A 24,164-nucleotide genomic window follows, 5' to 3' on the forward strand; every position below is an offset into this window, starting at 1 on the left:
TGTGGTGACACACACCTCGCCAGGAGGTCCTCGTCTATATCAAGCTCATCGAGCCGTGTCGCCGTCACCAACGTCCATGGTCACTACAGCTAGCGGACGCCGCTCGCCAGCAGCGCGTGCGCCGGCAGCGCCACCTTCCCGTCGCCGGCCGCGTAGTCCGCGACGATCTCGTCGTAGGCGGCCTTGACGCGGGCGACGGTCGGCGCGTCCTGGCGTCCGACGATCACGCCGTTCGTGCCGACCCGGGACAGCGCGCCCGTCTCCCACCACTCCTCGGGGTCGACGACGTGCTCCCAGGTCACCTCCTCGACCGCGACCTCGGTGAACCCGGCCTCGACGACCAGCCGCCGGAACGCCGCCGGCTCCCCGTACTCCAGGAACGGCGGCTCGGGGATGTCGTCCGGCCACGGCACGCCCGCCGCCACGATCGCCTCCCGGACGATCGCGAGGGCCCCGCTGCCCGGCATCACCCAGCAGGTCACCGCCAGCCGCCCGCCCTCGCGCAGGACGCCCCGCAGCCGGGCCAGCGCAACGTCGGGGGCGCCCACGTGGTTGATGACGAAGTTGCCGGCGACCGCGTCGAACGTCCCGTCCTCGAACGGGACGTCCGGCAGGACGGCGACCTTCACGTCCAGCCCGGGAACGTTGCGGAGCGCCGTCTCCGCCATGCCCGGCTCGGCGTCCATGGCCGACACGAGCGCGCCGCGCCGCGCCGCCTCCCGCGAGACGAACCCGGGCCCGGTGCCGACGTCGAGCAGCCGCGTCCCGTCCGCCACCCCGGCCGCGTCCAGCAGCGGCTCGATCATGTACCGCGTGACGTGGGCGAACCCCCGCTCGTACGCGAGGGCCCGCCCGGCCCACAGCTCCCGCTCGTAAAGATCGAAGTCCTTCGCCACGCCCCGCAGCCTACGTCAGCGCACGTCCACGGCGTCGGCCGGCGAGGTCGAGCCGATGTATCCGGAGGACTCCTTGTAGACCGCCTTCCAGGTGCCGTCCGCGGACGCCTTGAACTTCTTGGAGAACCAGCCGTAGACGTTGGTCTTCGTCGCCGCCATCTGGACCCACTTCGAGGTGCCGGCACGCCGGAAGTAGACGTACACGGGCGCGTTCGGGGCCGGGCTCGCCAAGTCCCGGAACCGGAAGAGCTGCCCCTTGACCGTGATGGTCCCGCCCTTCTTCACGGGCTCGGGCGAGGCGTTGAAGACGTACCACTCCGTCCGGTACTTGACGTCGACGAAGTCGACGGTGCTCACGGACGGCATGGTCAGGAGGCTGCCCGGGTAGCGGACGCGCCAGTACGCGTCCTTCGTCACCAGCTTGGCGTCGTTGAACGTGAAGTACATGGGCCGCGTCAGGGTCTGGGTGGCCCAGACCTTCCACGTCTTGCCGTCCAGGGAGTACTCCAGGTACAGCGGCAGGTCCGTGGCGCCGGTGTCGCCGGGCCGGACGTACATTCGCCCGTCCGCGACGATCGGGTCGCGGTAGGCGTGCGGCTCGGGGATGGCGTTGAAGTCGGTGATCTCGGCGTAGTTCCGGACGTTCAGCGTCCCCAGGCCGACCTGGCTGCCGGTGAGCACCTCGTTTCCCTCGAAGCGCACCGTCACCGCGCCCGACTTCCCGACCTGCCGCCCAACGGTGAAGGCGGCACGGAAGCTGCCGTCCGCGAAGGTCCGGGTCGTCTTGATGCTTCCGGCCTCAAGGAGGTCGGGCGGCACATCGAGCTGGATCTCCAGCCCCTCCACGGGCTCGGGACCCGTGGAGGCCTGCCGGAGGACGCTGCCGTACACGGTCATCACCGTGCCCGGAGACACGGTCGAATTCGGCCCCATCCGGGCGGTGATGACCGTGGCCTGCTTGTCGGCGGTGACGGAAGCGGCCCGGGCCGTGACATCGGTCGCGTCGGCGTGGGCGGCGCCCGGAGCGAGGAAGGCGGACGAGGTGAGGGCGGCGGTGGCGAGCAGAGCGGATGAGCGGCGCAAGGCAGGACCTCTCCACTGAATACTGGTATGGAGTTGACGCCCGGCGCTGACCGGCGGTTGACCGCCGGTGATCACGCTTGGATCACGACGCCGGCACCGCCGCCCGCGTCAGCGCACGTCCACGTAGTCGGCGGGCTGGTTGGAGCGCAGGTAGCCGGAGCCGCCCTTGTAGACCGCGGTCCAGTAGCCGTCCTTGGACGCCTTGAACTTCTTGCTGAACCAGCCGTTGCTCGCCGTCCTCACCACCGCGACGCCGGTCCAGGTCGAGGAGCCCTTGGCCTTGAAGTAGAGGGAGACCGGCGCTCCCGGACCCGGCCGTCCAGCGGGCATGTAGCGGTAGAGCAGGCCCTTGACGGTGATCGCCGCGCCCTTCCGCACCGGCTCCGGGGAGGCGTTGAACTGGTGGATGTACGTCCGGTACCTCACGTCGACGTGGTCGGCGTTGCTGACGGAGGGCACCACGAGGTAGCCGTCGTCGTCAGGGACCCTCGCCCGCCAGTAGCCGTCGCGCTCGGCCTTCACGTCGATGGCGAACTTGCCGTTCATGGGCGACTGCGCGGCCTTGTCCTTCCAGCTCTTCCCGTCGGTCGAGAACTGGAGCCGCACGGTGGCGCCGCCCGCGGGCACCTTCGTCCCGTCGGCCCTCGTGAACATCACGGTGCCGGACGCCCGCAGGGTGCCGCCCAGGCCGACCGGCTCGGGGGCCGCGTTGAAGCCGCTGATGGAGGTCCGGTGCGTGACCTGGCGGACGTTGGTGTTGGCGTAGGACATCTCGTAGGTGCGGTAGTCGTCCGGGAAGTTGACCGGATCGTCCGCGAAATCGATCGTCCAGGCGCCGTTCTCGACCACCAGGACCTGGACGCTGTAGTAACCGTTGGCGTCGGTGACCGGAGCGGCGATCGTATTCCAGTCCGGGCTCGACGGCCGGTTGAACTGGAGATCGAGATGCTTGCCCGCGAGCGGGCCCCAGGTGCCGTCGAGGTCCTGGCGTTCGAGCCGGCCCGTCACGGGGACCCGCTCGCCGACGAGCAGCCGGTCCGGGACGTTCATCGTCAGCCGGGTCTTGAGCCGCTGCTCGGCGAAGTCCAGAGGCGAACCCGCCGGCGACAGGACGCGGGCACTCGGGCCCCGCAGGGGTGCCGCGTGCGCGGGGGCTGCGGTGAGGGGGGAAGCCACGGCTAGTGCCGCGGCGACGGCGAGCGTTCGGCGCACGGGACGACCTCTCCACTGTTCACTGGTGTGAAGAGGACGTCCAAGATCCACAACCGGTTGTCGCCGGGGTGCGCCCCGAGGGTCTCGGTTGCGTCACGCCGGGGAGGCGGCGCCGGCGGCTACTGGTGGGCGTCCGCCCAGGCCTGGTCGAGGACCTGTGCGAACGTCTCGGTGGGCTGGGCGCCCGAGACGCCGTAGCGGCGGTCGATGACGAAGAAGGGAACGCCGGTGGCGCCGATGTCGCGCGCGGCGCTCTGCTCGGTCTCCACCTCTGAGGCGAACTTCCCGGACGCGAGCACGTCGCGTGCCTCCGCGGCGTCCAGGCCCGCCTCGGCGACGACGTCCACGAGGGTGTCCCGGTCGAACACCGGGCGCTCGTCGGTGAAGTAGGCCTTGAACAGGGCTTCGACGACCGCGCCCTGCACGCCGCGCTGGCCCGCGAGGTAGACGAGCCGGTGCGCGTCGGCGGTGTTGCCCGCCTGGCGGCCTTCGAGGTGGTACTCCAGGCCGGCCGCGGCGGCGCGCTCCTCCATCTCCCGGTTCTTCTCGACGGCCTCTTCGCGAGTCATGCCGTACTTCTCGGCCAGCATCTCGGCGACGTCGATCGTCACGCCCTGCGGGAATGAGGGGTCGAGCTGGAACGCGCGGTAGACCACCTCGACCTGGTCCCGGTGGGCGAACCCTTCGAGAGCGCGCTCGAAATGCCGCTTGCCCAGGTAGCACCAGGGGCACACGACGTCGGCCCAGATCTCAACACGCACGGGGTACCCCTCTCAGAACGGTCTACCGTGCCAACACGCCCCCGGCCGTTTTGATTTCCGGGCTCAGGCGTAGCCGGTGCGGATGCCGCTGATCCAGGCGGCGGCCTCGGTGAAGTCGGCGTCGTGGGTGCCGCGCCGGATCTCGGGGCGGACCTGGTCGGCCCGGGGGTACGACCCGACGAAGCGGACGTCGGCGCAGACGCGGCGCAGCCCCATCATGGCCTCGCCGACGCGGGCGTCGATGACGTGGCCCTCGAAGTCCATCCAGAACAGGTAGGAGCCGAGGCCGGCGCCGGTCGGGCGCGACTGGATCAGCGTGAGGTTGATGCCGCGGACCGAGAACTCGGTGAGGATCTCCAGCAGGGCGCCCGGGTGGTCCTCGCCGATGAACGCGACGACGGTCGTCTTGTCCATGCCGGTGGGCGGCGGCGGTGGGCAGGGGCGGCTCAGGACGACGAAGCGGGTGACGGCGTCGGCGACGTCGTGGATGTCCTCCGCGAGGACCGACAGGCCGTAGCGGGCGGCCGCGAACGAGCCGGCGAGGGCGGCGTCGTAGTGGCCGTCGGCGACGTGCTGGGCGGCCTCGGCGTTGGACGTCGCGGCGCGCCACTCGGCGTCCGGGACGTTCTCCATGAGCCAGCGGCGGCACTGCGGCTGCGCGATCGGGTGGGACGCGACGGTCTTGATGTCGTCCAGCGCCGTGCCGGGACGGACGAGGAGGGCGAACGAGACCGGCAGGTGGATCTCGCCGACGATCTGGAGGGGCTCGCCGGTCGCCAGCTCGTCCAGCGTGGTGGGGACCGAGCCCTCGACGGAGTTCTCCAGGGCGACGACGGCGGTGTCGGCCTCTCCGCGGCGCAGGGCGTCGAGGACGGCCGGGACGGTCGCGTACGGGACGTGCTCGGCCCCGTCGGCGCCGGGGAGGGTGAGCAGCGCGGCCTCGGTGAACGTGCCCTGCGGACCCAGGTAGGCGTAGCGCGCTGGCCTGTCGTCTGCGGTCACTTGGGGTCCCCCGGGTGCGTGTTTCGGCTGTGCGGAAGCCGTCTTGCGGCAAGGCGAGAAAGCCGAGTCTACCGTCCGGCCCGCCGCTTCCTCAGGCGCCGGCCGGGCGCCCGTTCGGGCATCGCCTCAGGCGCGGGCCGTGGGGGTGCGGGCGCCGTTGCCGAAGTCGGGCAGCGGGTCGTCCATCGAGACGACGGGGCCCTTGCCGAGCCGGGCGGCCCGCAGGACCTGGTTCTCCTCCGGGGAGAGCGTCTCGACGGCGTGCCCGCTCTGGACGGCCTTGGCGTAGGTCCGCGTCTCGGTCCGCCCGTTGATGGAGCTGACCACCACCCCGTCCCCGACCGCGTTGATCAGGGCGAGGGAGAAGGACCGGTGCCCGGACATCTCCTTGAGCGCGTCATAGTGCACGATGGCGAGGTCGCGCAGGGCGCGCTCGTCGACCTCTCCGCTGGCGACCTGGAGCTGGCGCCTCAGCATTTCCCCGCACTCGTCGACGACCTGGTTGACCCGGTTGTGCGCGACCACCGCGATGGAGAGCCCCGCAACCCCGGCGACCAGGCCTGCGACGGCCACAGCGACGAGCATCACGCGCCGAGCGTACCCATGCCGACCTGCCGTTGCGAAGGATCTCGGGGGTGGTTGTCCGGATCGAGCCGTTTCACCAGCCATGTTCCGAGGACCACGATCGATGCCAGCGCGGCGATGCCGAACGAATCGCGCAGGACCTGCCCCGCGAAAACCGTTACGGGGGAATGATCCGAGCCGATCAGACCGCGTGCCCACCACGGGACCGGGAACAGGAAGAGCAGCCACAGGCCCAGCGCGACAAGACATCTTCGCGTGTCTCGCCCATCACCCACCAAAGCCCCTATTACCGCGATCATCCACACAAGGTGATGGATCCATCCCACAGGGGACAGGACGACGGACAGCAGCCCGACGATCGCGACCCCGGCGAGCAGGAGGCTGGAGGCGTCGGCGCCGGACGCCGCGCCGGCGGCGAGCGTCGCGCGGCGCGCCCACCCGAAGCCGAACCAGGCGACGACCAGCGCCAGGGCCAGCCACACCAGCGTCCGGGCCGGTCCCTCGTCCAGGACGCGGGCCACGATCCCCTGGATCGCCTGGTTGGTGGTGCCGTCGACCGCGCCCGTCCGGTCGCCGCCCTCCAGCAGCGCGCCGAACCAGTAGGCGGACGAGTCGGACGGCAGCAGCACGAACCCGCCGAGCGTGGCGACGACGGCGGTGAGCACGGCGTTGCCCAGTGCGTCCCGCCGCCCGGTGACCAGGAAGTAGATCAGGAAGACGCCCGGAACCAGCTTGATCGCCAGGGCGAGGCCGACGAGCATGCCGCGCGGCCAGCGGGCGGTGCGGGCGCAGCAGTCGGCCAGGCACATGGCCAGCAGGAACAGTCCGACCTGCCCGAACCTGACCTGGTCGCGGACCGGGTCCAGCCACGCCGTCGCCGCGACCAGGACGCCCACGGTGAGCGGGGCCCAGCGTCCCGTCCGGCGGATGAGGTCGCGGAAGGCGTAGCAGACGACGACCACGAGCGACACGTAGATCAGCCCCGTCCAGGCCCACTGGGCAGCGCGCCAGGGCAGGAGGGTGAACGGGACGGCCAGGGCGGCGGCGATCGGCGGGTAGGTGAAGGGGAGCAGCTGCGGCGGCTGCGTGAGGAAGTCGTAGAGGGGCGCGCCGCGCAGGACCGCCAGCCCACCCTCCCGGTAGACCTCCAGGTCGACGAGCCGCTGGTCGGGCTGGTTGCCGAGCCACTTATGGACGATCGGCGCGGCGGCGGCCACGGCGACGGCGATCCCGGCGAGCAGGATCAGCAGGTCGCGGGCGCCGCGCCGGGCGGGGGCGCCGGCCGACCCGCCGGGGGAGTCGCGGGCATCCCGCGCCATCAGACCGTCCACAGCCGCAGGATATGGCCCCTGCCCATCGGTAGGGCTCTTGTAACCTGAACGCCATGACGTCCCGGGGAACGAAGATCGCCATGTTCCTCGCGACCCTCGTAGCGGCGCTCGCGGCCGTGCTCGGGCCGGCGGCGGCGCACGCCTCCCCCGCGACACCCGCCGAGCGGGCCGTCACCGGCCGCGTGGTGGTCATCGGCGTGCCGGCGCTGATGTGGAGCGACGTCACCCGCGAGAACACGCCGGCGCTGTGGGGGCTGACCTCGCAGGGCTCCGCCGCGGGCCTCAGCGTCCGCACCACCCGCGTCATCACCTGCCCGACCGACGGCTGGCTGACGCTGTCGGCGGGCCAGCGGTCGCGGCTGGCGCACGGCGACTGCGCGCTGCCGTCCACGCCGGTCCTGCCCGGCCAGACCTCCCCCACCGGCCCGCCGCCCGAGGGGGGCGCCGTCGCCGCCGGCTGGCCCGCGATCAAGAGCGACAACGCGGGCACCAACTACCACGCGCGGATCGGGCTGCTCGGCGACGAGGTCCGCCGGGCGGGCGGCTGCACGACGGCCGTCGGGCCCGGCGCGGTGTTCGGCGTCGCCGACGGCGCCGGCCGGGTCGACCGGTACGTCGAGTCGCCCGACAAGGCCACCGCCGCCGACTGGGCGCGCTGCCCGCTCGCCGCCGTCGACGTGGACGACCTCTTCCGCGCCTACATCAACGCGGGCGTCGACCCGCACGGCGACCAGGTCCCGCTGTCGGACGAGGGCCGCGCCGCCGCCGCGAAGGCCGCCGACCGCCGGGTCGCGCAGGTCGTGGCCGGGCTCCCCGAGGGGACGACCGTGCTGGTCGCGGGCCTGTCCGACACCGGCGTCAACCCGCACCTGCGCGTCGCCGTCGCCAAGGGCGCCGCCTACGGGCCCGGCTACATGACCTCCAGCGCCACCCGCCAGGACGGGCTGGTCACGCTGACCGACCTCACCGCGACGACGCTGAAGCTCCTCGGGGTGAAGCAGCCCAAGCAGGCCGTCGGGTCGGCGTGGCGGTCGCAGCCGTCCACGTCGTCCGCGCACGACCGGGTCGACGCGCTGATGGACGAGGACGTCGCGGCGCAGGCGATCCGGGCCGTCCAGACGTCGTTCTACTGGGTGCTGTTCGCGGTGCAGCTCGTCCTGTACGGGATCGCCGTGGTCGCGCTGCGGCGCCTCGGCGGCGACCGGCGCTCGCGGGCGCGGATCCTCGGCGGAACCCGGGTGATAGCGCTGCTCGGCGGCGCGGCGCCCGGCGCGTCCTTCCTCGCCGGGCTGCTGCCGTGGTGGCGGGCCGAGCATCCGACGCCCGTCCTGATCTGCACCGTGCTGGGCTTCGCCGGGCTGCTGACGGGCGTGGCGCTGGCCGGGCCGTGGCGCCGCTCCACCGTCGTCCCCGGCCTGGTGATCACCGGGGTGACGGCGCTCGTCCTCGCGCTGGACGTGATGACGGGCTCCTCCCTCCAGCTCAACACGCTGATGGGCTACACCGCCCTCGTCGCCGGACGGTTCTACGGCTTCGGCAACCAGGCGTTCTCGCTGTTCGCCGTGGCCGCGATCCTGACGGCGGCGTGGCTGACGGAGTACCCGCTGCGCCGGGGCAACAAGGCCCTCGCCGTCGCGATCGTGGTGGTGATCGGCGCGTTCACGGTCGCGGTGGACGGCCTGCCCGCGTTCGGCAGCGACTTCGGCGGCGTGCTGGCGATCGTCCCGGCGTTCGCGATGCTCGGCCTGATGGTCGCGGGCAAGCGCATGTCGCCGCTCAAGCTCGGCCTGTTCTTCCTGGCCGGCCTGGTGCTCGTGCTGTTCATCTCGTACCTGAACGCCCGGTCGGCCAACCCCACGCACCTCGGCCGGTTCTGGCAGGACCTCGTGGCCGGGGACGCGTGGGACGTCGTCACCCGCAAGTTCAACGCGATGCTGAACAGCCTCGGCTACTGGCCCTACACGCTCGCGCTCGCCGCCGCCGTCGTGTTCCTGTTCTTCGTCCTGGCGCGGCCCACGCGGTGGCGGGTGTCGCTGCTGCAGGGCGCCTACGAGAAGAGCCTGACGATGCGCCCGGCGGTGATCTGCGCGCTGGCGGTCGGCGTCATCGGCACGCTGGTGAACGACTCGGGCGTGGTGATCCTGTCGGTGGCGTTCAGCCTGGCGACCCCGCTGATGCTCGCCGCGGGGCTCCGGTCGCTGGAGCTCGACCTGAGGAACGCAGACACGCCGCAACCAGAGCCGTCAGGATCGCCAGAAGCGTCCACGGGACCACGGTCGGCCGAACGACGGTGAACAGCCACTCCAGGTCGTCGGGCAGCCGGATCCGGGCGGGCGCGCGGGCCGGCAGGTAGGCGAGGCTGAGCGCGGTGGTGTGGGCGAGCAGGATCCAGTCGATCCGCGTCCAGGGCAGCAGCGCCAGCAGGGCCCACCCGAACCCGTCGTACCAGGGCAGCGCGTAGGGCGCGGCGAGGAGCCACGCGAGGGCGATCGCGGCGGCGACGCGGCGTTCCTCCGCGCCGGGCACGAGGTCGTCCTCCTTCGGCAGGGCCCGGACGAGCAGCAGGAGCAGCACCAGGCCGAGCAGCATCGCCCCGAGCTTGATGACGTCGCGCTGGGAGCCGCGGCCGAGCGACTCGTCCAGCAGATGCCAGGGGGTGGCGAAGGAGACCATGTTGCTGGCCTCGCGGACCTGGTCGAGCGCGTGCGGCCCGGCGAGCACGTAGGACAGCGCCGTCACGGCCGCGCCCCCGGCGATCAGGGCGGCCAGCTGGCCGATCGGCCGGCTCCGGCGTTCCGTCCAGGTCCTGCGCGCCAGCCCCCACGCGGGGCCCCCGGCGACGAGGGCGGCGGGCAGCTTGATCGCCGTGCCGATCCCGGCCAGCGCACCGGCCGCGAGGGAGCGCGCCCAGCCCGCCCGGCCCGCGGCCCCGCCGCCGAAGACGGCGAGCGCGGCCACCATCGGCGCGATCGCGAGGACGTCGTTGTGCGCCCCCGCCACCAGGTGGAACAGCACGAGCGGGTTGCACGTCCACAGCAGCGCCGTGCGGAGCCGCCGCTCCTCCGTGGCGGACATCCGGTAGAGGATCAGGGCCGTCACCGCGAACGCCAGCACGTTCAGCACCGACAGGACGAAGACGGTCAGCCGCACCGAGCCGCTGCCGATCCACGCGGCGAACGCCTGCCCGCCCGTGGCGACGGGCCCGTACACCGACGGCGTCGTCCGCCACTCCTCGGGCGCCCCGGCCACCGGGTCCTTCGGCAGGTCGACGGCGCTCGTGCGGTAGGGGTCGTGGCCGGTCGCCGCCATCCGCCCGTAGGAGGCGTAGTTCAGGTGGTCGGTGGACCCGACCGGCGGCATGAACATGAACGCGGCCGCCGCCAGCAGGCCCGCGGCCACCAGCGGCAGGGCCCGCACGCGCCAGCCCCTCCGGACGGCGGCGAAGCACAGGCCGAGCCCCAGCGCGCTCGCGGCGATCCCCGCGACGACGAGGCCGATCACCAGGTACGGCGACGGGTGGACGTCCAGCGCGTACGGCGGCTCGGCGCGCGGGCCCTCCAGTTCCGGCTCGAACACCGACGGCCCGAGGAGCGCGGTGGCGACGAAGCAGGCGACGCCGGCCCCGATCCCCCACAGCCCGCCCGTGCCGAGACGGGTCACTGGCGGCTGCCGCGCAGGCGGTCCAGCCCTCTGGCCACCGCCGGTTCGCGCACGGCGAGCGCTCTGGCCACGTCCCGGAACTGCCGGGCGCGGTGCAGCTGGGAGCGCCAGTCCGTGCCGGTGGCGCGGTGCGCGAGGGGCACCTCCACCTCCGTCACCCGGAATCCGGCGCGCAGCAGGTCGATGGTGAGCGCCGTCTCCACCCCGAACCCGGCGGCGAGCGGCAGCGCGGCGTCGAACGCGGCCCGGGTGAGGCAGCGCTGCCCGTTCAGCGGGGCGGTGGCCTCCCAGCCGGTGGCGCGGCGGATCCCGTCGCGCGACAGCCCGACGACGAACCCGTGCCCGCCGAGCTTCACGGTCGTGCTGAACACGGCGATCGTCATGTCGGCCTCACCGGCCCTGACCGGCTCGACCAGCGGCGCGGCATCGCGGGCGGTCTCGGCGAGGTCGGCGTCCAGGAACAGCAGGTGGCGGGGCCGGTCGCGGCCCTCGTCCAGCAGCCGGACCGCCTCGGCGCCGCTCTCCATCGCGGCGCCCTTGCCCCGGTTGCGGCTGTGCCGCACGACCCGCGCCCCGGCCTCGCGGGCCACCCGCGCGGTGCCGTCGGACGAGCCGTCGTCGATGACCACGACCAGGTCGGCGCCGGGAAGCTCCTGGGCGGCCTTGACCGTGGCCGCGATGCGGTCGGCTTCGTCTTTGGCCGGGATGCACACCGCTACGTCCTGCATATTTGCGATCGTAGTCGGGGACGGGCGCGCGATGCCGCAGGGCACGAGGGAACGGGCCAAGCCGTTACCCGCGCGACGAGATGACGACCCGCGGGGTTCACCCGCGGGTCCGACGATCGGGACGAGTGGTCGGTAGGGTCAGCCGGCGTCCAGGACCGGCGCCGCCTCCGTCACGGTGAAGACGGTGTCGAGCCCGGTCACCTGCAGGATCCGCTTCACCGCCGGGCGCGGCGCGGCCAGTTCCAGCGCGCCGCCCTGCTCCTTCAGCCGCTTCATGGCCGAGAGCAGCACGTTCATGCCCGTCGAGTCGCAGAAATCGATGCCGCTCATGTCGACCACGATGTGGTCGGCCCGGTCGCGCAGCAGGCCCGCGAGGGCCGCCTGCAACCTGGGCGCGGTGTACAGGTCGAGCTCACCGGTCGCCGTGACAACGGCGTGACCTCCCTGAGACGCGGTCGAGACGTTTAGCTCCACGTCCGGCACACTATCTCGCGAACGGCCCGGGAGCCAGGCGGTTCGCCAAGTCCCCTGCGCCGTGGGCGTTTCCGGGGCGTGTCGCCGCCTTGCCAGCCCCGCACGCTTTGAGAACTACGCACCGTAATGTACTGATTCCATCGATCGGAGGGGCCGATCCGGTCCGCCGATATCGCGGGTTCGCCCCGCACGGGCGCCGGGATTAGGGGAACCTGAACGGGTGCAACAGCGGCATGGTCGACTGCGCGAGCGCCTGGAGACGATCCGGGCGCGGGCGGCGAAGTCCAGCACGTGGCGGGCGTCCACCCAGGTCCTGTTCCGCCTGGTGAACAAGGACGGATTCGTCCCCGTACGTACGCGCCTGTCCCGCGAGGACCTCGCCTTCCTCGCCGGCGCCCGCGAAGAGGTCATCGCCTTCGCCGACCTCACCCTGCGCCTGGTCGACCTGCACCGCCCGCAGGAGTCCGGCGGCATCACCAGCGACCCCGACCGCCCCATCCGCCGCTGCCGCGCCTGCATGTCCCGCTGGCCCTGCCCCACCTACCGCACCATCACCGAGACCCTGGACCCCTAACCCGCCCAGACGCGCCGACCCCAACCACCCCAGCCCCCAAGCAACACCCCCAACCCTTGCGCTGGCACTGGACCCCTGATTAATCCCGCGCCCGAAAACGCAGACCCCAGCCCCACAGCAACCAACCAACAACCCCAACAGTGGCGATCGCGTCCGAAGGCAGATTCGAGCGAAGCAAGAATCTGATCGCGAAGCGAGCCGCAAGGCGAGCCGGAGCGATGCCAGCGATCGCCGCGGTGCTCGACGATGGAGGGCCCCCAGGCCCGAAGGAGGAGAGCACTGCAATAAACACAGCAGCGAGCCGCAAGGCGAGTCGAAGCGATGCCAGCGATCGCCCGCTTTTATCGACGATGGAGGGCCCTCAAGGCCCGAAGGAGGAGATAAAAGCAATTCAACACGGAAGCCGCACTTCGAAGCGGCAGCCGGGGCCGGTGTTGGCGACGCCGATCTTGCCGGCGTGGGCTTCGACGATGCCGCGGGCGATGGCGAGGCCGAGGCCGGCGCCGCCGCCTGGGGTGCGGGCGGCCTCGCCGCGGAACGCGACGTCGAACACGCGCGGCAGGTCTCCTTCGGGGATGCCGCCGCAGGCGTCGGCCACGGTCACCCGGGCCTCGCCTCCGCGGACCTCGCCGGTGATCTCGACTGCGCCGTCGCTGGGCGTGTGCCGGATCGCGTTCACGACGAGGTTGCGGAGCGCGCGGCCCAGCTCGCCGGCGTCCACCTGGACGGGCAGGCCCTCCCGGACGTCTCCGCGGAGCCGGACGCCCTTGGCGCGGGCGAGGGCTTCGGCGCCGGCGACCGCCTCGGCGACCAGGTCCGCGAGCCCGACGCGTTCGCGGGACAGGCGGAGGGCGCCCGCGTGGATGCGGGACAGCTCGAACAGGTCGTCCACCATCTCGGTCAGCCGTTCCACCTCGACGCGGATGCGGCCGTGGTAGCGGCGGGTCGTCTCCTCGTCGGCGACGACCTCGTCTTCCAGGGCCTCGGCCATCGCGCGGAGCCCGGCCAGGGGGGTGCGCAGGTCGTGGCTCACCCACGCGACCAGTTCGCGGCGGCTCGCTTCCAGGGCCTGTTCGCGCTCGTGCGCGGCGGCCAGCCGGTCGTAGGCGGCCTCCAGCTCGCGCGACAGCTCCGCCAGTTCGGCGGGCAGGTGCGCCGCGGGGGGACGGAACCGGTCGGCGCGGACGGCCTCGACCAGGGTCCGGTTCGCGGCCACCAGGCGGCGGCCGAGCAGGACCGACACCGCCATCGCGACCAGCCCGGCCGAGGTCACGACGGCGAGCACCACGGAGCGGTCGTGGTCGTTCAGCAGCATCATGAACGAGATCACGAGGATGCCGGAGATGGTCGCCAGGACCGTGGCGGCGCCGACGACGACCAGCTGCGTGGCGACCGAGCGGCCGCGCAGCGCGTGCAGGGCCGCGAGGGCGACGGCCGCGACGGCGAACGCGGCCAGCGCCGCGTAGAAGACCACCCAGAGCAGATCCTCGAACGGGATCATGAGCCGGCGCTCTCGTAGCGGTAGCCGACGCCCCACACGGTGACGATGCGGCGCGGGGCGGTCGGATCGTCCTCGATCTTCTCGCGCAGCCGCCGGACGTGGACGGTCACCGTGGAGGAGTCGCCGAACGTCCAGTCCCACACGCGTTCGAGCAGCTCGTCGCGGGTGAAGGCCTGCCGCGGGTGGCGCAGCAGGAACGCCAGGAGGTCGAACTCGCGGGAGGTGAGGGCGAGCCGCTCGCCGCGCAGTTCCGCCTCGTGCGCGCTGACGTCCACGACGAGGTCGCCGTCGCGCAGGGGGCCGGACGGGCCGGTCGGGACGAGCGCGCCCCGCGCCCGCCGCAGCACCGACCGGACGCGCAGCGCCAGCTCGCGCGGGCTGAACGGCTTCGTCACGTAGTCGTCGGCGCCGGTCTCCAGCCCGACGAGCCGGTCGGTCTCCGCGCCGAGCGCCGTCAGCATCACGATCGGGACGGTCGAGGTCTCGCGGAGCCGCCGGCACACCTCGAGTCCGTCCATCCCGGGCAGCATGAGGTCGAGGACGACGAGGTCGGGCGGCTGGTCGAGCGCGCTGCGCAGGGCGCTGCGCCCGTCGGCGACGCACACGACCTCGTGCCCGTCGCGGGCCAGGTAGCGGGTGACGACCTCGGCCACCGTCGGGTCGTCGTCGACCACCAGGACGCGGCCGGCGTGAGGGACGGTGTTCACCCCTTAAAGCTAGGCCCCGGCGGCGGGTCCCGCCCGGGACGTCACCACCCCGTAAGGAGTTGATCATGCTTTCACCTGGGCGACCTGCGGGACGGGACGAACGCCGCTTTAATGGCGCGATGCCGCAGAATCGCCCTGCGACCTCCAACGGCGGGGTCATCGCCCTGATCCTGGTCGGCGGCGCGTTCGCCACGGGGGTCGCCGCCCTGTTCATGACCGTGCGGTCGTACGCGTCCCCGGCGATGCTGGGCTTCCGCACGTCCCCGGCCTACTTCCTGATCGCCTGCCTGTTCGCCGGGCTCGTCGTCGGCACGGCCGTCCTGCCGACCCGGCCCCGCGGGCCGCTGGCGCCGATCCTGGCGGGGCTGTCGGCGTACGTGGCGATGGAGGTCGGCGGGCGGATCGGCGTGATCCTCGGCCTCATGCTGTCCGCGCAGGGGATGCCGAGCGGCGAGTTCCTCACGGCGGTCCTGAAGCCCGCTTTCGGGCGCTACCAGGCGTTCGAGCTCCTTGCGCTGGTGGCCGCGGCGGGGCTCGCGGGGCTGCGGGTCCTGACGGCCAAGACCGGCGGCGCGTCCCAGCCGTGGAACGCGGGCGCCCCTGGCGGGCCGTTCGGCGCCCCCGGCCAGCCGCCGTCCTACCAGCCGCCCTTCCCTGGTGGGGGTCAGGGTCCCGTCCCCGGGGGTCCTCAGGGTGCGCCTCCGCCGCACGGCGGTGCCTAGGTCGTTCCCCAGGCTGATGAACCCTGTGGGGCGAGCGCATACGGTGGAGTCATGGGTAAGACGATCCTGACCGTCCTCGGTGTGGTCCTCGCGGTGTGGCTGGTGATCACCGTCATCGGCGCGATCTTCTCGATGCTGAAGTTCTTCTTCTTCATCGGACTCGTCGCCGTCGTGGTGGTACTCGCCGTGACCGCGGTCTCAAAGATGTCGAAAAGCCGCTAGGCGAGCGGCCCGATCCCCTTGCCGCGATGTCGCCGGTGACCGCATGATGCCGGAACAACCAGGCGGTCATCGGCGAAGGGGCCCATCGTGCCAGGTCTTGACGGAGTGCTGCGCGAACGAGCGCTCGCCTATCCCGATCGTGTCGCGTACATCGCTGGCGACACCGAGATCTCCTACCGCGACTTCGACCGGCGCGTGGACCGGGTGGCCGCGGCCCTCGCCGCGGCCGGGCTCGGTCCCGGCGACCGCGTCGCGGTCCTCGACAAGAACTCCCTCGAATACGCCGAACTGCTCTTCGGCGCGGCCCGGATCGGCGCCGCGCAGGTCCCGGTGAACTACCGGCTGGCGCCCGACGAGGTCGCCTACATCGTCAACAACGCGCAGGCGAAGGTCTTCGTCGTCGGCCCCGAGTTCCTCCCGGTCCTCGACGCGATCGCCGGCAAGCTCGAACACACCGAGCTGACGGTCGTCGTCTCCGGTGCCGGTCACGCCCACCAGGACTACGCCGCCTGGATCGACGCCGCCCCCGCCGAACCCCCGGCGTACGAGCCCGACAACGGGGACGTGTTCGTCCAGCTGTACTCGTCCGGCACGACGGGCCTGCCCAAGGGCGTCATGCTGACGCACGACAACTTCCTCGCGGCGCTCGCGGTGACCAACGACGTGTGGAACATCGACGAGACGTCCGTGCTGATGATCGCGATGCCGATGTACCACGTGGCCGGCAACGTGCTCACCGTCTCCGCCGTCTACAACGGCCTCACCGGGGTCGTCACCCGCGAACCCGACCCGACCGCGATCGCGCGGGGGATCGAGCGGCACCGCGTCACGCACATCTTCCTCGTCCCGGTGCTGCTGCAGTTCATGCCGCTGATCCCCGAGGTCACCGCCGCCGACATGTCCAGCCTGCGGCTCATGCTGTACGGCGCGTCCCCGATCAGCGAGGACGTCCTGCGCACCGCCATGGCGATGCTGCCGACGACCGAGTTCCGGCAGGTGTACGGCCTCACGGAGGTCACCGGCGCGATCACCTCGCTGCCCCCCGAGGACCACGACCCGGACGGCCCGAACGCCCACCGGCTGCGCAGCGCCGGCCTGCCGAACGACACCACCGAGCTCAGGATCGTGGACCCGGCCACCGGGGAGGAGCTGCCGACCGGCCGGGTGGGCGAGATCATCTGCCGGACGCCGCAGAACATGAAGGGCTACTGGGGCATGCCGGACGCGACCGCGAGCGCGCTGTCCGAGGACAACTGGTTCCGGACCGGCGACGCCGGCTACCTCGACGAGGACGGCTACCTCTACATCCACGACCGCGTCAAAGACATGATCATCTCAGGTGGGGAGAACATCTACCCCGCCGAGGTGGAGAACGTCCTCATGGGCCACCCGGCCGTCAGCGACTGCGCGGTCATCGGCGTCCCCGACGAGCGCTGGGGCGAGACCCCGAAGGCCATCGTCGTGGCGTCCGAGGACGCCTCCGACCGGGACATCATCGACTACTGCCGCGAGCGGCTCGCCCACTTCAAGTGCCCCACCTCGGTAGAGCGCCGCGACGCCATCCCCCGCAACCCCACCGGCAAGATCCTCAAGCGCGACCTCCGCGCCCCCTACTGGCAGGACACAGACCGAGGAGTGCACTGAACTTATTGCTCTTATCTCCTCCTTCGGGCCTGGCGGCCCTCCATCGTCGATAAAAGCGGGCGATCGCTGGCATCGCTTCGACTCGCCTTGCGGCTCGCTGCGCGATCAGGTTCTCGCTTCGCTCGAACCCGCCTTCGGACGCGATCGCGGCTCCTCAGCTTTTTGCGTGGTTGCCGCGCAAGCTGAGGTTGTCGCTGTGTTTGGGCAGAATTACTGGTATCGGACCACTGCTGAGAGGGGGCGGTGGTCGGAGGTCTTGGCCGGGGTCGCGGGGACGCTGCAGGAGACGGCGGCGGCCGACTTGCCGATGAACAGGTAGTCGGTCTTGTCGAGGGCGGTGCCCTGCCAGCTCTGCCGGGTGTTCGCGCCGGTCCGGGACGAGCCGGACTGGTCGCACTCGTCGTAGGCGGTGTAGAGGGGGTCGAGGGCCGGGCTCTCCGGGGCGTCGGCGAGGTCGCCGCCGACGAGGACGCGGTCCGTGCCCGCGAGGGTGGTGAGGGCCCCGGCCTCCTTGCGGCGCCACTGGGTGCTCTCGTTCTCGCTGAGCTGGGTGACGCAGACGCGGGTCGTCCAGGACGGGACCTCGCCGCACAGGGCGATCCGGGTGACGCCGGAGGGGGCGGGCAGCCTGGCCTGCCGGTGCGCGGTGAGCGGGGCGTCGGTGCCGATGGCGACGCCGGCGCGGCCCTGCCCGGCCGCGCAGGCCCCGTCGCCGGGCGCGAACGCCCAGCTCCACTTGGGCAGGGACGTCTTGAAGGAGCGGATCTGGCCCTCGCAGACCTCCTGGAGGAGGGCGGCGTTCGGGCGCACCGTGCGGCCGCCGACCTCGGTCGCGCGCATCCGCTGGACGATCTCCTTGGTGGTCTTGGCGGGCGCGGTGCCGGTGGGGCAGCCGGTGTCCCCGCAGACGTTCCAGCTCACCGCGTTGATCGTCACCGCGGCGGGGCGTGGCGCGGCCCCGTCGGCGTGGGCGGGGCCTCCGCCGCCCGGCAGGCCCTCGATGCTGGCACCGGTGGCGGCCGCGGTCACGACCGCGGCGGCCGCACAGACCGAGAGCAGGGGAATCAGGGCGCGGGGGGATCGCACACGTGCTCCAGACGGGGGAATCTGCGGGGGTGATGTCGGAATCTCACCACATCAAGATCGCATCCGCCAGCCGTTCGCGACCACTCGGTCACCGGAGGCCGGGGGATCTACCCGATCAAGGTTAGGGGCCCCGGCGAGTGCCGGGGCCCCTGTCCCGCTAGTCGAGCAGCGCGGTGACGGTGCCCGCGCCGACCGTCCGGCCGCCCTCGCGGACGGCGAAGCCGAGCCCCTCGGTCATCGCGACCGGCTTGCCCAGCTCGACGGCCATGTCGACCGAGTCGCCGGGCAGCGCCATGCCGCCCTCGCCGAGGTCGACGCCGCCGACCACGTCCGTGGTGCGGAAGTGGAACTGCGGCCGGTAGCCGTGGAGGAACGGCCTGCTCCGCCCGCCCTCGTCGGCGGTCAGCACCCGGACCCGGGCCCGGAACCGCAGGTGCGGCCGGATCGCGCCCGGCGCGCTGACCACCTGGCCGCGCCGCACCTGGTCCCGCTTGACGCCGCGCAGCAGCATGGCGGTGTTGTCGCCCGCCTCGGCGTGGTCCATCGTCTGCCCGAACGTCTCCAGCCCCGTCGCGACGGAGCCGAACGTCTCGCCGAGCCCGACGATCTCGACGGCGTCCCCGAGCCGTATCGCGCCCTGGGCCACGACCCCGGTCACGACGGTGCCGCGCCCGGTGATCGTGAGGACGCTCTCGACCGGCATCAGGAACGGGCTGTCGAGCACCCTGCGCGGCACGGGGACGTAGGCGTCGATCGCGTCGAGCAGGTCGACGATCCGGGCCGTCCAGTACGGGTCGCCCTCCAGCGCCCGCAGGCCGGACACGCGCACGATCGGGACCTCCTCGCCGGGGAACCCGTACTCGGTGAGCAGGTCCCTGACCTCCAGCTCGACGAGGTCGAGGAGCTCGGTGTCCTCGACCATGTCGGCCTTGTTCAGCGCCACCACGATGTGCCCGACGCCGACCTGCCGCGCCAGCACGACGTGCTCGCGCGTCTGCGGCATGGCGCCGTCCTGGGCGGACACGACCAGCACGGCCCCGTCCACCTGGGCGGCACCGGAGATCATGTTCTTCACGTAGTCGGCGTGGCCCGGCATGTCGACGTGGGCGTAGTGCCGTGTCGCGGTCGCGTACTCGACGTGCGCGACGTTGATCGTGATGCCTCGGTCGCGCTCCTCGGGCGCGCGGTCGATGCGCTCGAACGGCACCGGGGACGCCAGCCCGCGGTCGGCGAGCACCTTGGTGATCGCCGCGGTCAGCGTCGTCTTGCCGTGGTCGACGTGCCCCATCGTGCCGATGTTCAGATGCGGCTTGTCGCGCTCGTACAGCTGCTTGGCCATTGGTCCTCGTCCTCACTGGTGGATCCGGTGAGAACCGACTGCGCGCACGCAGGCGCCAGTCTTGTGACAACCCCCCTCCGCTGGTTCTCCGGAGGGGACGGAGAGGGGTCAGCTTCGCAGGCCGTCGAAGGCGTCCGCGGCTGCCGCCGAGAAGGCAGCCGGCACCGCGCTCAGCAGGGCGATGCCTGCGAGCGTCCGGGTGCCGGCTGCGAGGAACATGCCCCGGACATTACGTCCGCCCCCGGCGAAAGTCGACAGGTTTTCCCGCCGCTCGCGGTGACCGGCCCTGCCCTTGGGGCAAGGCCGGTCACCGTCCTTCCGGGATCAGCAGCTGGACGGGGTCGCGTCAGGGCCGTGGAGCGGGGCCCGGTCGACGATCGCGGTCTTCAGAAGGGCGCTGGACTGGGTCGTGGTGCCCGGCGGGCCGAACGGGTGGCCCTTGTCGGTGATGACGTTGCGGGTGCCCAGGAAGCGGTGGCCGGCGCGGTCGAAGACGAGCTCGTCGCGGACGCCGTCCTGGGTGCGGGTCACCGCGACCCCGTGCCTTCCCGCGGCGTCCAGGCCGTCGTCCCGCAGCCGGACTCCGGGGATCTCGGCGATCGCCCGGTACAGCGCCGCGCGCACCCGGGGCGGCGCGGGCCGGTCGACCAGGTCGGTCGCGGCCGCCCACTGCCGGTCGCCCCGGTCGCCCTCACCCCGGTCGGCCAGGAGGTCGAGCAGGTCGCCGGTGTCGGTGGGCAGGGCTCCGAGGTAGGGGCGCTCGATCGGCGGCGACGCCGGGCAGGGGCCGACCAGGGTCTCGCCGTCCGGCGGGAGCTCCTCTCCCGGACGCGGCCGGATCGAGTTCTTCTCGATGATGAGGCCGCTCCCCGCGCCCCCGGCGGGCAGCCAGGTCCGGGTGCGGACCTCGTACCAGCGGCCCAGGCCGCCGACCCGCCGCCGGGTCACGGTCTCCTGGTAGACGATCTGGCCGGCGCGCGGGGACGGGTCGCCCGCCGCCCGGTCGGCGGCCCGGTCGAGGACGGCGGCCACGTTGGCCGCCCGCCCGGGTTCCTGGTGAGCGACGAGGAACGTGGCCACCACGCCCGCGCAGGCCGCGGCGGCGACGGCGGACGGCAGCAGCGGGCGCCGCCGCCGGACGGGCCCGCCGCGCCCACGCCGCCAGCGGTTCTCGGCCCCGGTCACGTCGATGTCCAGGGGGACCTCGGAGCGCAGCCGCTCCACCAGCTTCAGCTCATCCATCGTGGTTCTCCTCGGCGAGGGCTTCGCGCAGCTTGCGGCGGATCCTGTTCATGCGGGACCGGACCGTCCCGGCGGGGACCGCGAGGGCTTCGGCGACCTCGTCGTAGGTCAGCCCCGCCCACGTCACCAGCAGCAGCACTTCGCGCTGCGCGGCGGGAAGCCCGGCGATGGCACCCGCGAGCGCCCGCGACCGGGCGCCTGCCTGGACGCGGTTCTCGACCGCGTCCGTGAACGGCTCGGTGACCGGGTCGAGTCCGCTGCGGGCGAGCGCGCGCAGCGCCCGCACCTCGGCACGGCGGTGGCGGCGGATCAGGTTGGTCGCGATTCCGTAGAGCCAGGGGCGCGCGTCGGGGCGCGCCGGGTCGTAGCGGTGGCGGCGGTCGAAGGCGACGAGGAAGGTCTCGGCGACGACGTCCTCGGCCGCGTCCCGGCCGAGGCGCCGCGTCACGTACCGCATGATCTCCGTGGCGTGCCGGTGGAACAGGCCCGCGAACCTCTCGGGCTCGGTCCGGGAAGCGGCGATCAGGGATGCGTCGGCGGGTTCGTCGTCGGCGGCGGGCTCGGGCCTCCGGGACGGCGAGGAGCGGCTCGTTGTCGGCATGCGCGGACCTCTCGGTCGTGGACGTTTCACCCCCTCTTGCCCGGACGGCCGTGCGCGGGTCCCTCCGGTTCAGGAACCGTCCTCGACGACGCCGGCGCGGCCCTCACGTGCCGGTGCGCGCAGGAGGAGGTAGCCGAACAGGGCGCCCGCGAACTGGAATCCGGCGATCGCGAGGACCAGGCCGACCGGGCCGATCGCGTCGGCGGACGCGGCGGTCAGCGCGGCGCCGACCGCGGACGCTCCGATCTTGAGGCTGCCGCCCGTGGTGTTGACCTGCCCGAGCCGGTCGGGGGGCGACTCGCGCTGGCGCAGCATGAGCGTGGCCGCGAACACGGGTCCCTCCGCGATCCCCGCGGCGACGAACGCCGCCATCGCCCACGGCATGGACGGCGCGGCGGCGAGGGCGGCGAGCGAGGCCCCGAACGCGACGAGTCCGGCGATCATGACGGGTTCGGCGTGCCTGGGCGTCAGCCACCGGCTGGACGCCAGGGAGCCGATCAGCGAGCCGACGGCCATGGCCACGAGGAGCCGTCCGCCCGCGCTGGGCGACGCGCCGATGTGCCCGGCGAGCAGCACCGCCGTGACGGCGACGCCGCCGAAGCCCGTCCACGCGAGCGTCGTCGCGACGGTCAGGGCCCGCAGCACCCGGCCCTGGGCCAGCACCACCAGCCCGCCCGTGATCACCGAGAGCGCCCCCGCCATGGGCGGGCGGGCCTCGGGGCCCGTGTCGGTCTCGATGGCCGCCGCCCGCCCGCCGACCGCGCCCGTGTCGGCCGCGGCCTCCACCGCCGCCGCACCCGGCGCGGCGGCGTCCGGGCTCGCGGACGGGCCTGGGAAGGGCAGGAACGGAAGGGTCAGGAGGCCGAGGACGCCGACCGCGACCACGGCGGTCCCGGCGTACTGGCCGCCGGCCACGGCGGCGATCCCGGCGGCGAGGCCGGGGCCGGCGATCCCGGCGAGGTTGTAGCTGGAGGCCTCCAGGCCGTAGGCGCGCGAGAGCCGGCCGGCCGGGACGAACCGGGGCAGCAGGCTGGTCAGCGCGACGACGATGGGCTCGGTGCAGCCGATCACGGCGGCGACGACGAGCGCCAGGGCGAGCGGCGAGCGTCCCGCGAGGACCAGCAGCAGCCCGGTCGAGGCGGCGTAGCAGGCGGCGAGGGCGACGGCGCCGCGGCGGGGGCGCGCCACCCGGTCCAGCGCGTTGCCGATCACGGGCCCGCTCAGCACGTACGGCAGCGTCATCGCGGTCTGCAGGTACCCGGCGGTGGCGGCGTGGCCCGTCCGCGCCTGGACGGTCAGGACCAGCGCGGTCGCGACGCCCTCGGCCGAAACGCGCAGCATCGTCGCCGACGTGAGATGGAGGGGCAGCCCCGCGTTCCTGCCGATCACCCTCGAATAGTGGCATATCGTCCGCCGCCTAGACTGCGGAGGGTGACGGCAGCGAAGACAGCGCACGAGCACCGGGTCACCAGCGAGGTCGGACGGCTGCGGACGGTGCTGCTGCACCGTCCCGGCGCGGAGCTCAAGCGGCTGACCCCGCGCAACAGCGACAAGCTCCTGTTCGACGCGATCCCGTGGGCGGGCCGGGCGCAGGAGGAGCACGACGCGTTCGCCGAGGCGCTGCGGTCGCGCGGCGTCGAGGTCCTGTACGTGACCGAGCTGCTGCAGGACGCCCTGGAGTACGAGGCCGCACGCGAGCAGGCGATCGCCGACGCCATCGTCGACCTGCGCCTCGGGGACCAGCTCCGCCGCGTGGTCGAGGACCACCTGCGCGGGCTCGACCCGGAGAACCTCGCGCACACGCTGATCGCCGGGCTCGCGCACGAGGAGCTGAAGGCCGGGCACGGCCTCGTCTACCGGCTGATGGACGAGCAGGACTTCATCGTGGATCCGCTGCCGGGCCTGCTGTTCACCCGCGACAACAGCACCTGGATCGGCGACCGCGTGGCGGTGACGAGCCTCGCGATGGAGGCGCGGCGGCGCGAGTCGGCCCTCACGGGGCTGGTCTACGCGCACCATCCGCGGTTCGCCGGGGTGGAGCCGGTCTACACCCCGTCCCTGGAGCATCTGGAGGGCGGCGACGTCCTGCTGCTGCGCCCGGGCGTGATCGCCGTGGGCACCGGCGAGCGGACGACGCCGGCGGGCGTCGAGCGCCTGGCACGCCAGGTGATCGGGGCCGGGCTGGCGCACACGGTGCTGGCCGTGCCGATCGCGCAGGAGCGCGCCACCATGCACCTCGACACCGTCTGCACGATGGTCGACGTCGACACCGTCGTGATGTACCCGCCGGTGGCGCACTCGCTGACCGCCTACACGGTGACGCTGGACGAGGGCCACCTGCGCGTCGCCGAACCGCGCCCGTTCCTCCAGGCCGCCGCCGACGCGATGGGCCTGGACCGCCTCAAGGTGATCGACACCGGGCTCGACCCGGTCACGGCCGAGCGCGAGCAGTGGGACGACGGGAACAACACCCTCGCCGTGGCCCCGCGCCTGTGCGTCGCCTACGAGCGCAACATCGAGACCAACGCGCAGCTGGAGGCGTCCGGGATCGAGGTCATCCGGATCAGCGGGAGCGAGCTCGGGACGGGGCGCGGCGGTCCGCGCTGCATGTCGTGCCCGATCCTCCGCGAGGAGATCTGAGCCCTCACCGGCGGAGTGCGGTTCTGCGTTCTTCCCGGCGCCGGGGGCTCAGAGGCGCGCGGCGCCGGGAAGAACATTCAACGCTCGCGATGTCGACGGGGGCACGACATCGCCCGAGCGTTGGAGAGGACCATACAAGGTCGGGCGGGGTTCC

Annotated in this window: 22 protein-coding genes and 1 pseudogene; 6 read left to right on the forward strand and 17 right to left on the reverse strand. The window is 72.8% G+C overall.

Annotation, left to right across the window (positions count from 1 at the left end; all coding sequences use genetic code 11):
- Positions 1 to 89 precede the first annotated feature (89 nt).
- The 7 genes from AB0C84_RS38145 to AB0C84_RS38175 all read right to left on the reverse strand — a co-directional run bounded on the left by AB0C84_RS38145 (position 90) and on the right by AB0C84_RS38175 (position 6,870).
- Positions 90 to 896, reverse strand: a complete 807-nt coding sequence (locus tag AB0C84_RS38145) for a methyltransferase domain-containing protein (protein WP_361075714.1) — start codon at positions 894 to 896, stop codon at positions 90 to 92.
- A gap of 15 nt (positions 897 to 911) precedes the next feature.
- A complete protein-coding gene (locus tag AB0C84_RS38150; RefSeq protein WP_361075717.1) occupies positions 912 to 1,979 on the reverse strand; it encodes a hypothetical protein in 1,068 nt (355 codons plus the stop codon).
- Positions 1,980 to 2,087: 108 nt separating this feature from the next.
- Positions 2,088 to 3,191: a hypothetical protein gene (locus tag AB0C84_RS38155; RefSeq protein ID WP_361075719.1), complete on the reverse strand. Its 1,104-nt coding sequence runs from the start codon at positions 3,189 to 3,191 to the stop codon at positions 2,088 to 2,090.
- 119 nt (positions 3,192 to 3,310) lie between these two features.
- Positions 3,311 to 3,952: a DsbA family oxidoreductase gene (locus AB0C84_RS38160; RefSeq protein ID WP_361075722.1), complete on the reverse strand. Its 642-nt coding sequence runs from the start codon at positions 3,950 to 3,952 to the stop codon at positions 3,311 to 3,313.
- Between the two features lie 63 nt (positions 3,953 to 4,015).
- The gene (pheA, locus tag AB0C84_RS38165) at positions 4,016 to 4,954 is read right to left on the reverse strand and encodes a prephenate dehydratase (protein WP_361075725.1); all 939 of its coding nucleotides are present in this window, start codon (positions 4,952 to 4,954) and stop codon (positions 4,016 to 4,018) included.
- A gap of 126 nt (positions 4,955 to 5,080) precedes the next feature.
- Positions 5,081 to 5,539: a DUF4446 family protein gene (locus AB0C84_RS38170; protein ID WP_179849513.1), complete on the reverse strand. Its 459-nt coding sequence runs from the start codon at positions 5,537 to 5,539 to the stop codon at positions 5,081 to 5,083.
- Positions 5,539 to 6,870, reverse strand: coding sequence for a glycosyltransferase 87 family protein (locus tag AB0C84_RS38175; protein WP_361075728.1), 1,332 nt, complete (start codon positions 6,868 to 6,870; stop codon positions 5,539 to 5,541). Before AB0C84_RS38175 ends, AB0C84_RS38170 begins: the two co-directional genes overlap by 1 nt.
- A 53-nt stretch (positions 6,871 to 6,923) precedes the next feature.
- On the opposite strand from AB0C84_RS38175, the gene AB0C84_RS38180 reads away from it, so the two are divergent.
- Positions 6,924 to 9,164 carry a hypothetical protein gene (locus AB0C84_RS38180; protein WP_361075731.1) on the forward strand — a complete coding sequence of 747 codons (2,241 nt, stop codon included), beginning with the start codon at positions 6,924 to 6,926 and terminating at the stop codon, positions 9,162 to 9,164.
- Positions 9,165 to 9,714: 550 nt separating this feature from the next.
- Here the strand turns inward: AB0C84_RS38180 and mptB are convergent.
- The 3 genes and pseudogenes from mptB to AB0C84_RS38195 form a co-directional block, all read right to left on the reverse strand.
- Positions 9,715 to 10,236 (reverse strand): annotated as a pseudogene (gene mptB / locus AB0C84_RS38185) (polyprenol phosphomannose-dependent alpha 1,6 mannosyltransferase MptB); the annotation flags it as partial.
- A 290-nt stretch (positions 10,237 to 10,526) separates the two neighbouring features.
- The gene (locus AB0C84_RS38190; protein ID WP_179845094.1) at positions 10,527 to 11,258 is read right to left on the reverse strand and encodes a glycosyltransferase family 2 protein; all 732 of its coding nucleotides are present in this window, start codon (positions 11,256 to 11,258) and stop codon (positions 10,527 to 10,529) included.
- A gap of 138 nt (positions 11,259 to 11,396) precedes the next feature.
- Positions 11,397 to 11,732 (reverse strand): STAS domain-containing protein, encoded by a 336-nt coding sequence (locus AB0C84_RS38195; RefSeq protein WP_179845095.1) that lies wholly within the window; start codon positions 11,730 to 11,732, stop codon positions 11,397 to 11,399.
- A 220-nt stretch (positions 11,733 to 11,952) separates the two neighbouring features.
- On the opposite strand from AB0C84_RS38195, the gene AB0C84_RS38200 reads away from it, so the two are divergent.
- Positions 11,953 to 12,306, forward strand: a complete 354-nt coding sequence (locus tag AB0C84_RS38200) for a hypothetical protein (protein ID WP_361075735.1) — start codon at positions 11,953 to 11,955, stop codon at positions 12,304 to 12,306.
- A 391-nt stretch (positions 12,307 to 12,697) separates the two neighbouring features.
- Here the strand turns inward: AB0C84_RS38200 and AB0C84_RS38205 are convergent, their stop codons facing one another.
- Positions 12,698 to 13,807 (reverse strand): HAMP domain-containing sensor histidine kinase, encoded by a 1,110-nt coding sequence (locus AB0C84_RS38205; protein ID WP_361075738.1) that lies wholly within the window; start codon positions 13,805 to 13,807, stop codon positions 12,698 to 12,700.
- On the reverse strand, positions 13,804 to 14,514 hold the full coding sequence (locus tag AB0C84_RS38210) for a response regulator transcription factor (RefSeq protein ID WP_179845098.1): 711 nt from the start codon (positions 14,512 to 14,514) through the stop codon (positions 13,804 to 13,806). The genes AB0C84_RS38205 and AB0C84_RS38210 overlap by 4 nt, the downstream gene beginning before the upstream one ends.
- 119 nt (positions 14,515 to 14,633) lie before the next feature.
- Between AB0C84_RS38210 and AB0C84_RS38215 the strand changes: the two genes are divergently transcribed.
- The 3 genes from AB0C84_RS38215 to AB0C84_RS38225 all read left to right on the forward strand — a co-directional run bounded on the left by AB0C84_RS38215 (position 14,634) and on the right by AB0C84_RS38225 (position 17,102).
- Positions 14,634 to 15,236: a hypothetical protein gene (locus AB0C84_RS38215; RefSeq protein ID WP_361075741.1), complete on the forward strand. Its 603-nt coding sequence runs from the start codon at positions 14,634 to 14,636 to the stop codon at positions 15,234 to 15,236.
- A 51-nt stretch (positions 15,237 to 15,287) separates the two neighbouring features.
- On the forward strand, positions 15,288 to 15,458 hold the full coding sequence (locus tag AB0C84_RS38220; RefSeq protein ID WP_179845100.1) for a hypothetical protein: 171 nt from the start codon (positions 15,288 to 15,290) through the stop codon (positions 15,456 to 15,458).
- 87 nt (positions 15,459 to 15,545) lie between these two features.
- A complete protein-coding gene (locus tag AB0C84_RS38225; RefSeq protein ID WP_361075745.1) occupies positions 15,546 to 17,102 on the forward strand; it encodes a long-chain-fatty-acid--CoA ligase in 1,557 nt (518 codons plus the stop codon).
- Positions 17,103 to 17,312: 210 nt separating this feature from the next.
- On the opposite strand, the gene AB0C84_RS38230 is transcribed toward AB0C84_RS38225, so the two are convergent.
- From AB0C84_RS38230 to AB0C84_RS38250, 5 genes are all read right to left on the reverse strand, one after another.
- A complete protein-coding gene (locus tag AB0C84_RS38230; protein ID WP_258940196.1) occupies positions 17,313 to 18,188 on the reverse strand; it encodes an endonuclease/exonuclease/phosphatase family protein in 876 nt (291 codons plus the stop codon).
- A gap of 157 nt (positions 18,189 to 18,345) precedes the next feature.
- Positions 18,346 to 19,527 carry an elongation factor Tu gene (gene tuf, locus AB0C84_RS38235; protein WP_361075748.1) on the reverse strand — a complete coding sequence of 394 codons (1,182 nt, stop codon included), beginning with the start codon at positions 19,525 to 19,527 and terminating at the stop codon, positions 18,346 to 18,348.
- Between the two features lie 324 nt (positions 19,528 to 19,851).
- The gene (locus AB0C84_RS38240; protein WP_361075751.1) at positions 19,852 to 20,769 is read right to left on the reverse strand and encodes a CU044_5270 family protein; all 918 of its coding nucleotides are present in this window, start codon (positions 20,767 to 20,769) and stop codon (positions 19,852 to 19,854) included.
- Entirely contained in the window at positions 20,762 to 21,370 is a 609-nt protein-coding gene (locus AB0C84_RS38245; protein ID WP_361075754.1) for an RNA polymerase sigma factor, read from the reverse strand. Before AB0C84_RS38245 ends, AB0C84_RS38240 begins: the two co-directional genes overlap by 8 nt.
- Positions 21,371 to 21,439: 69 nt before the next feature.
- A complete protein-coding gene (locus AB0C84_RS38250) occupies positions 21,440 to 22,759 on the reverse strand; it encodes an MFS transporter (RefSeq protein ID WP_361075757.1) in 1,320 nt (439 codons plus the stop codon).
- A gap of 42 nt (positions 22,760 to 22,801) precedes the next feature.
- On the opposite strand from AB0C84_RS38250, the gene AB0C84_RS38255 reads away from it, so the two are divergent.
- Positions 22,802 to 24,010: an arginine deiminase gene (locus AB0C84_RS38255; protein WP_361075760.1), complete on the forward strand. Its 1,209-nt coding sequence runs from the start codon at positions 22,802 to 22,804 to the stop codon at positions 24,008 to 24,010.
- The last annotated feature ends 154 nt before the right edge of the window (positions 24,011 to 24,164 follow it).

Origin of the sequence: Actinomadura sp. NPDC048955 (assembly GCF_040649435.1) — a bacterium.
GTDB lineage: Bacteria > Actinomycetota > Actinomycetes > Streptosporangiales > Streptosporangiaceae > Spirillospora > Spirillospora luteofluorescens.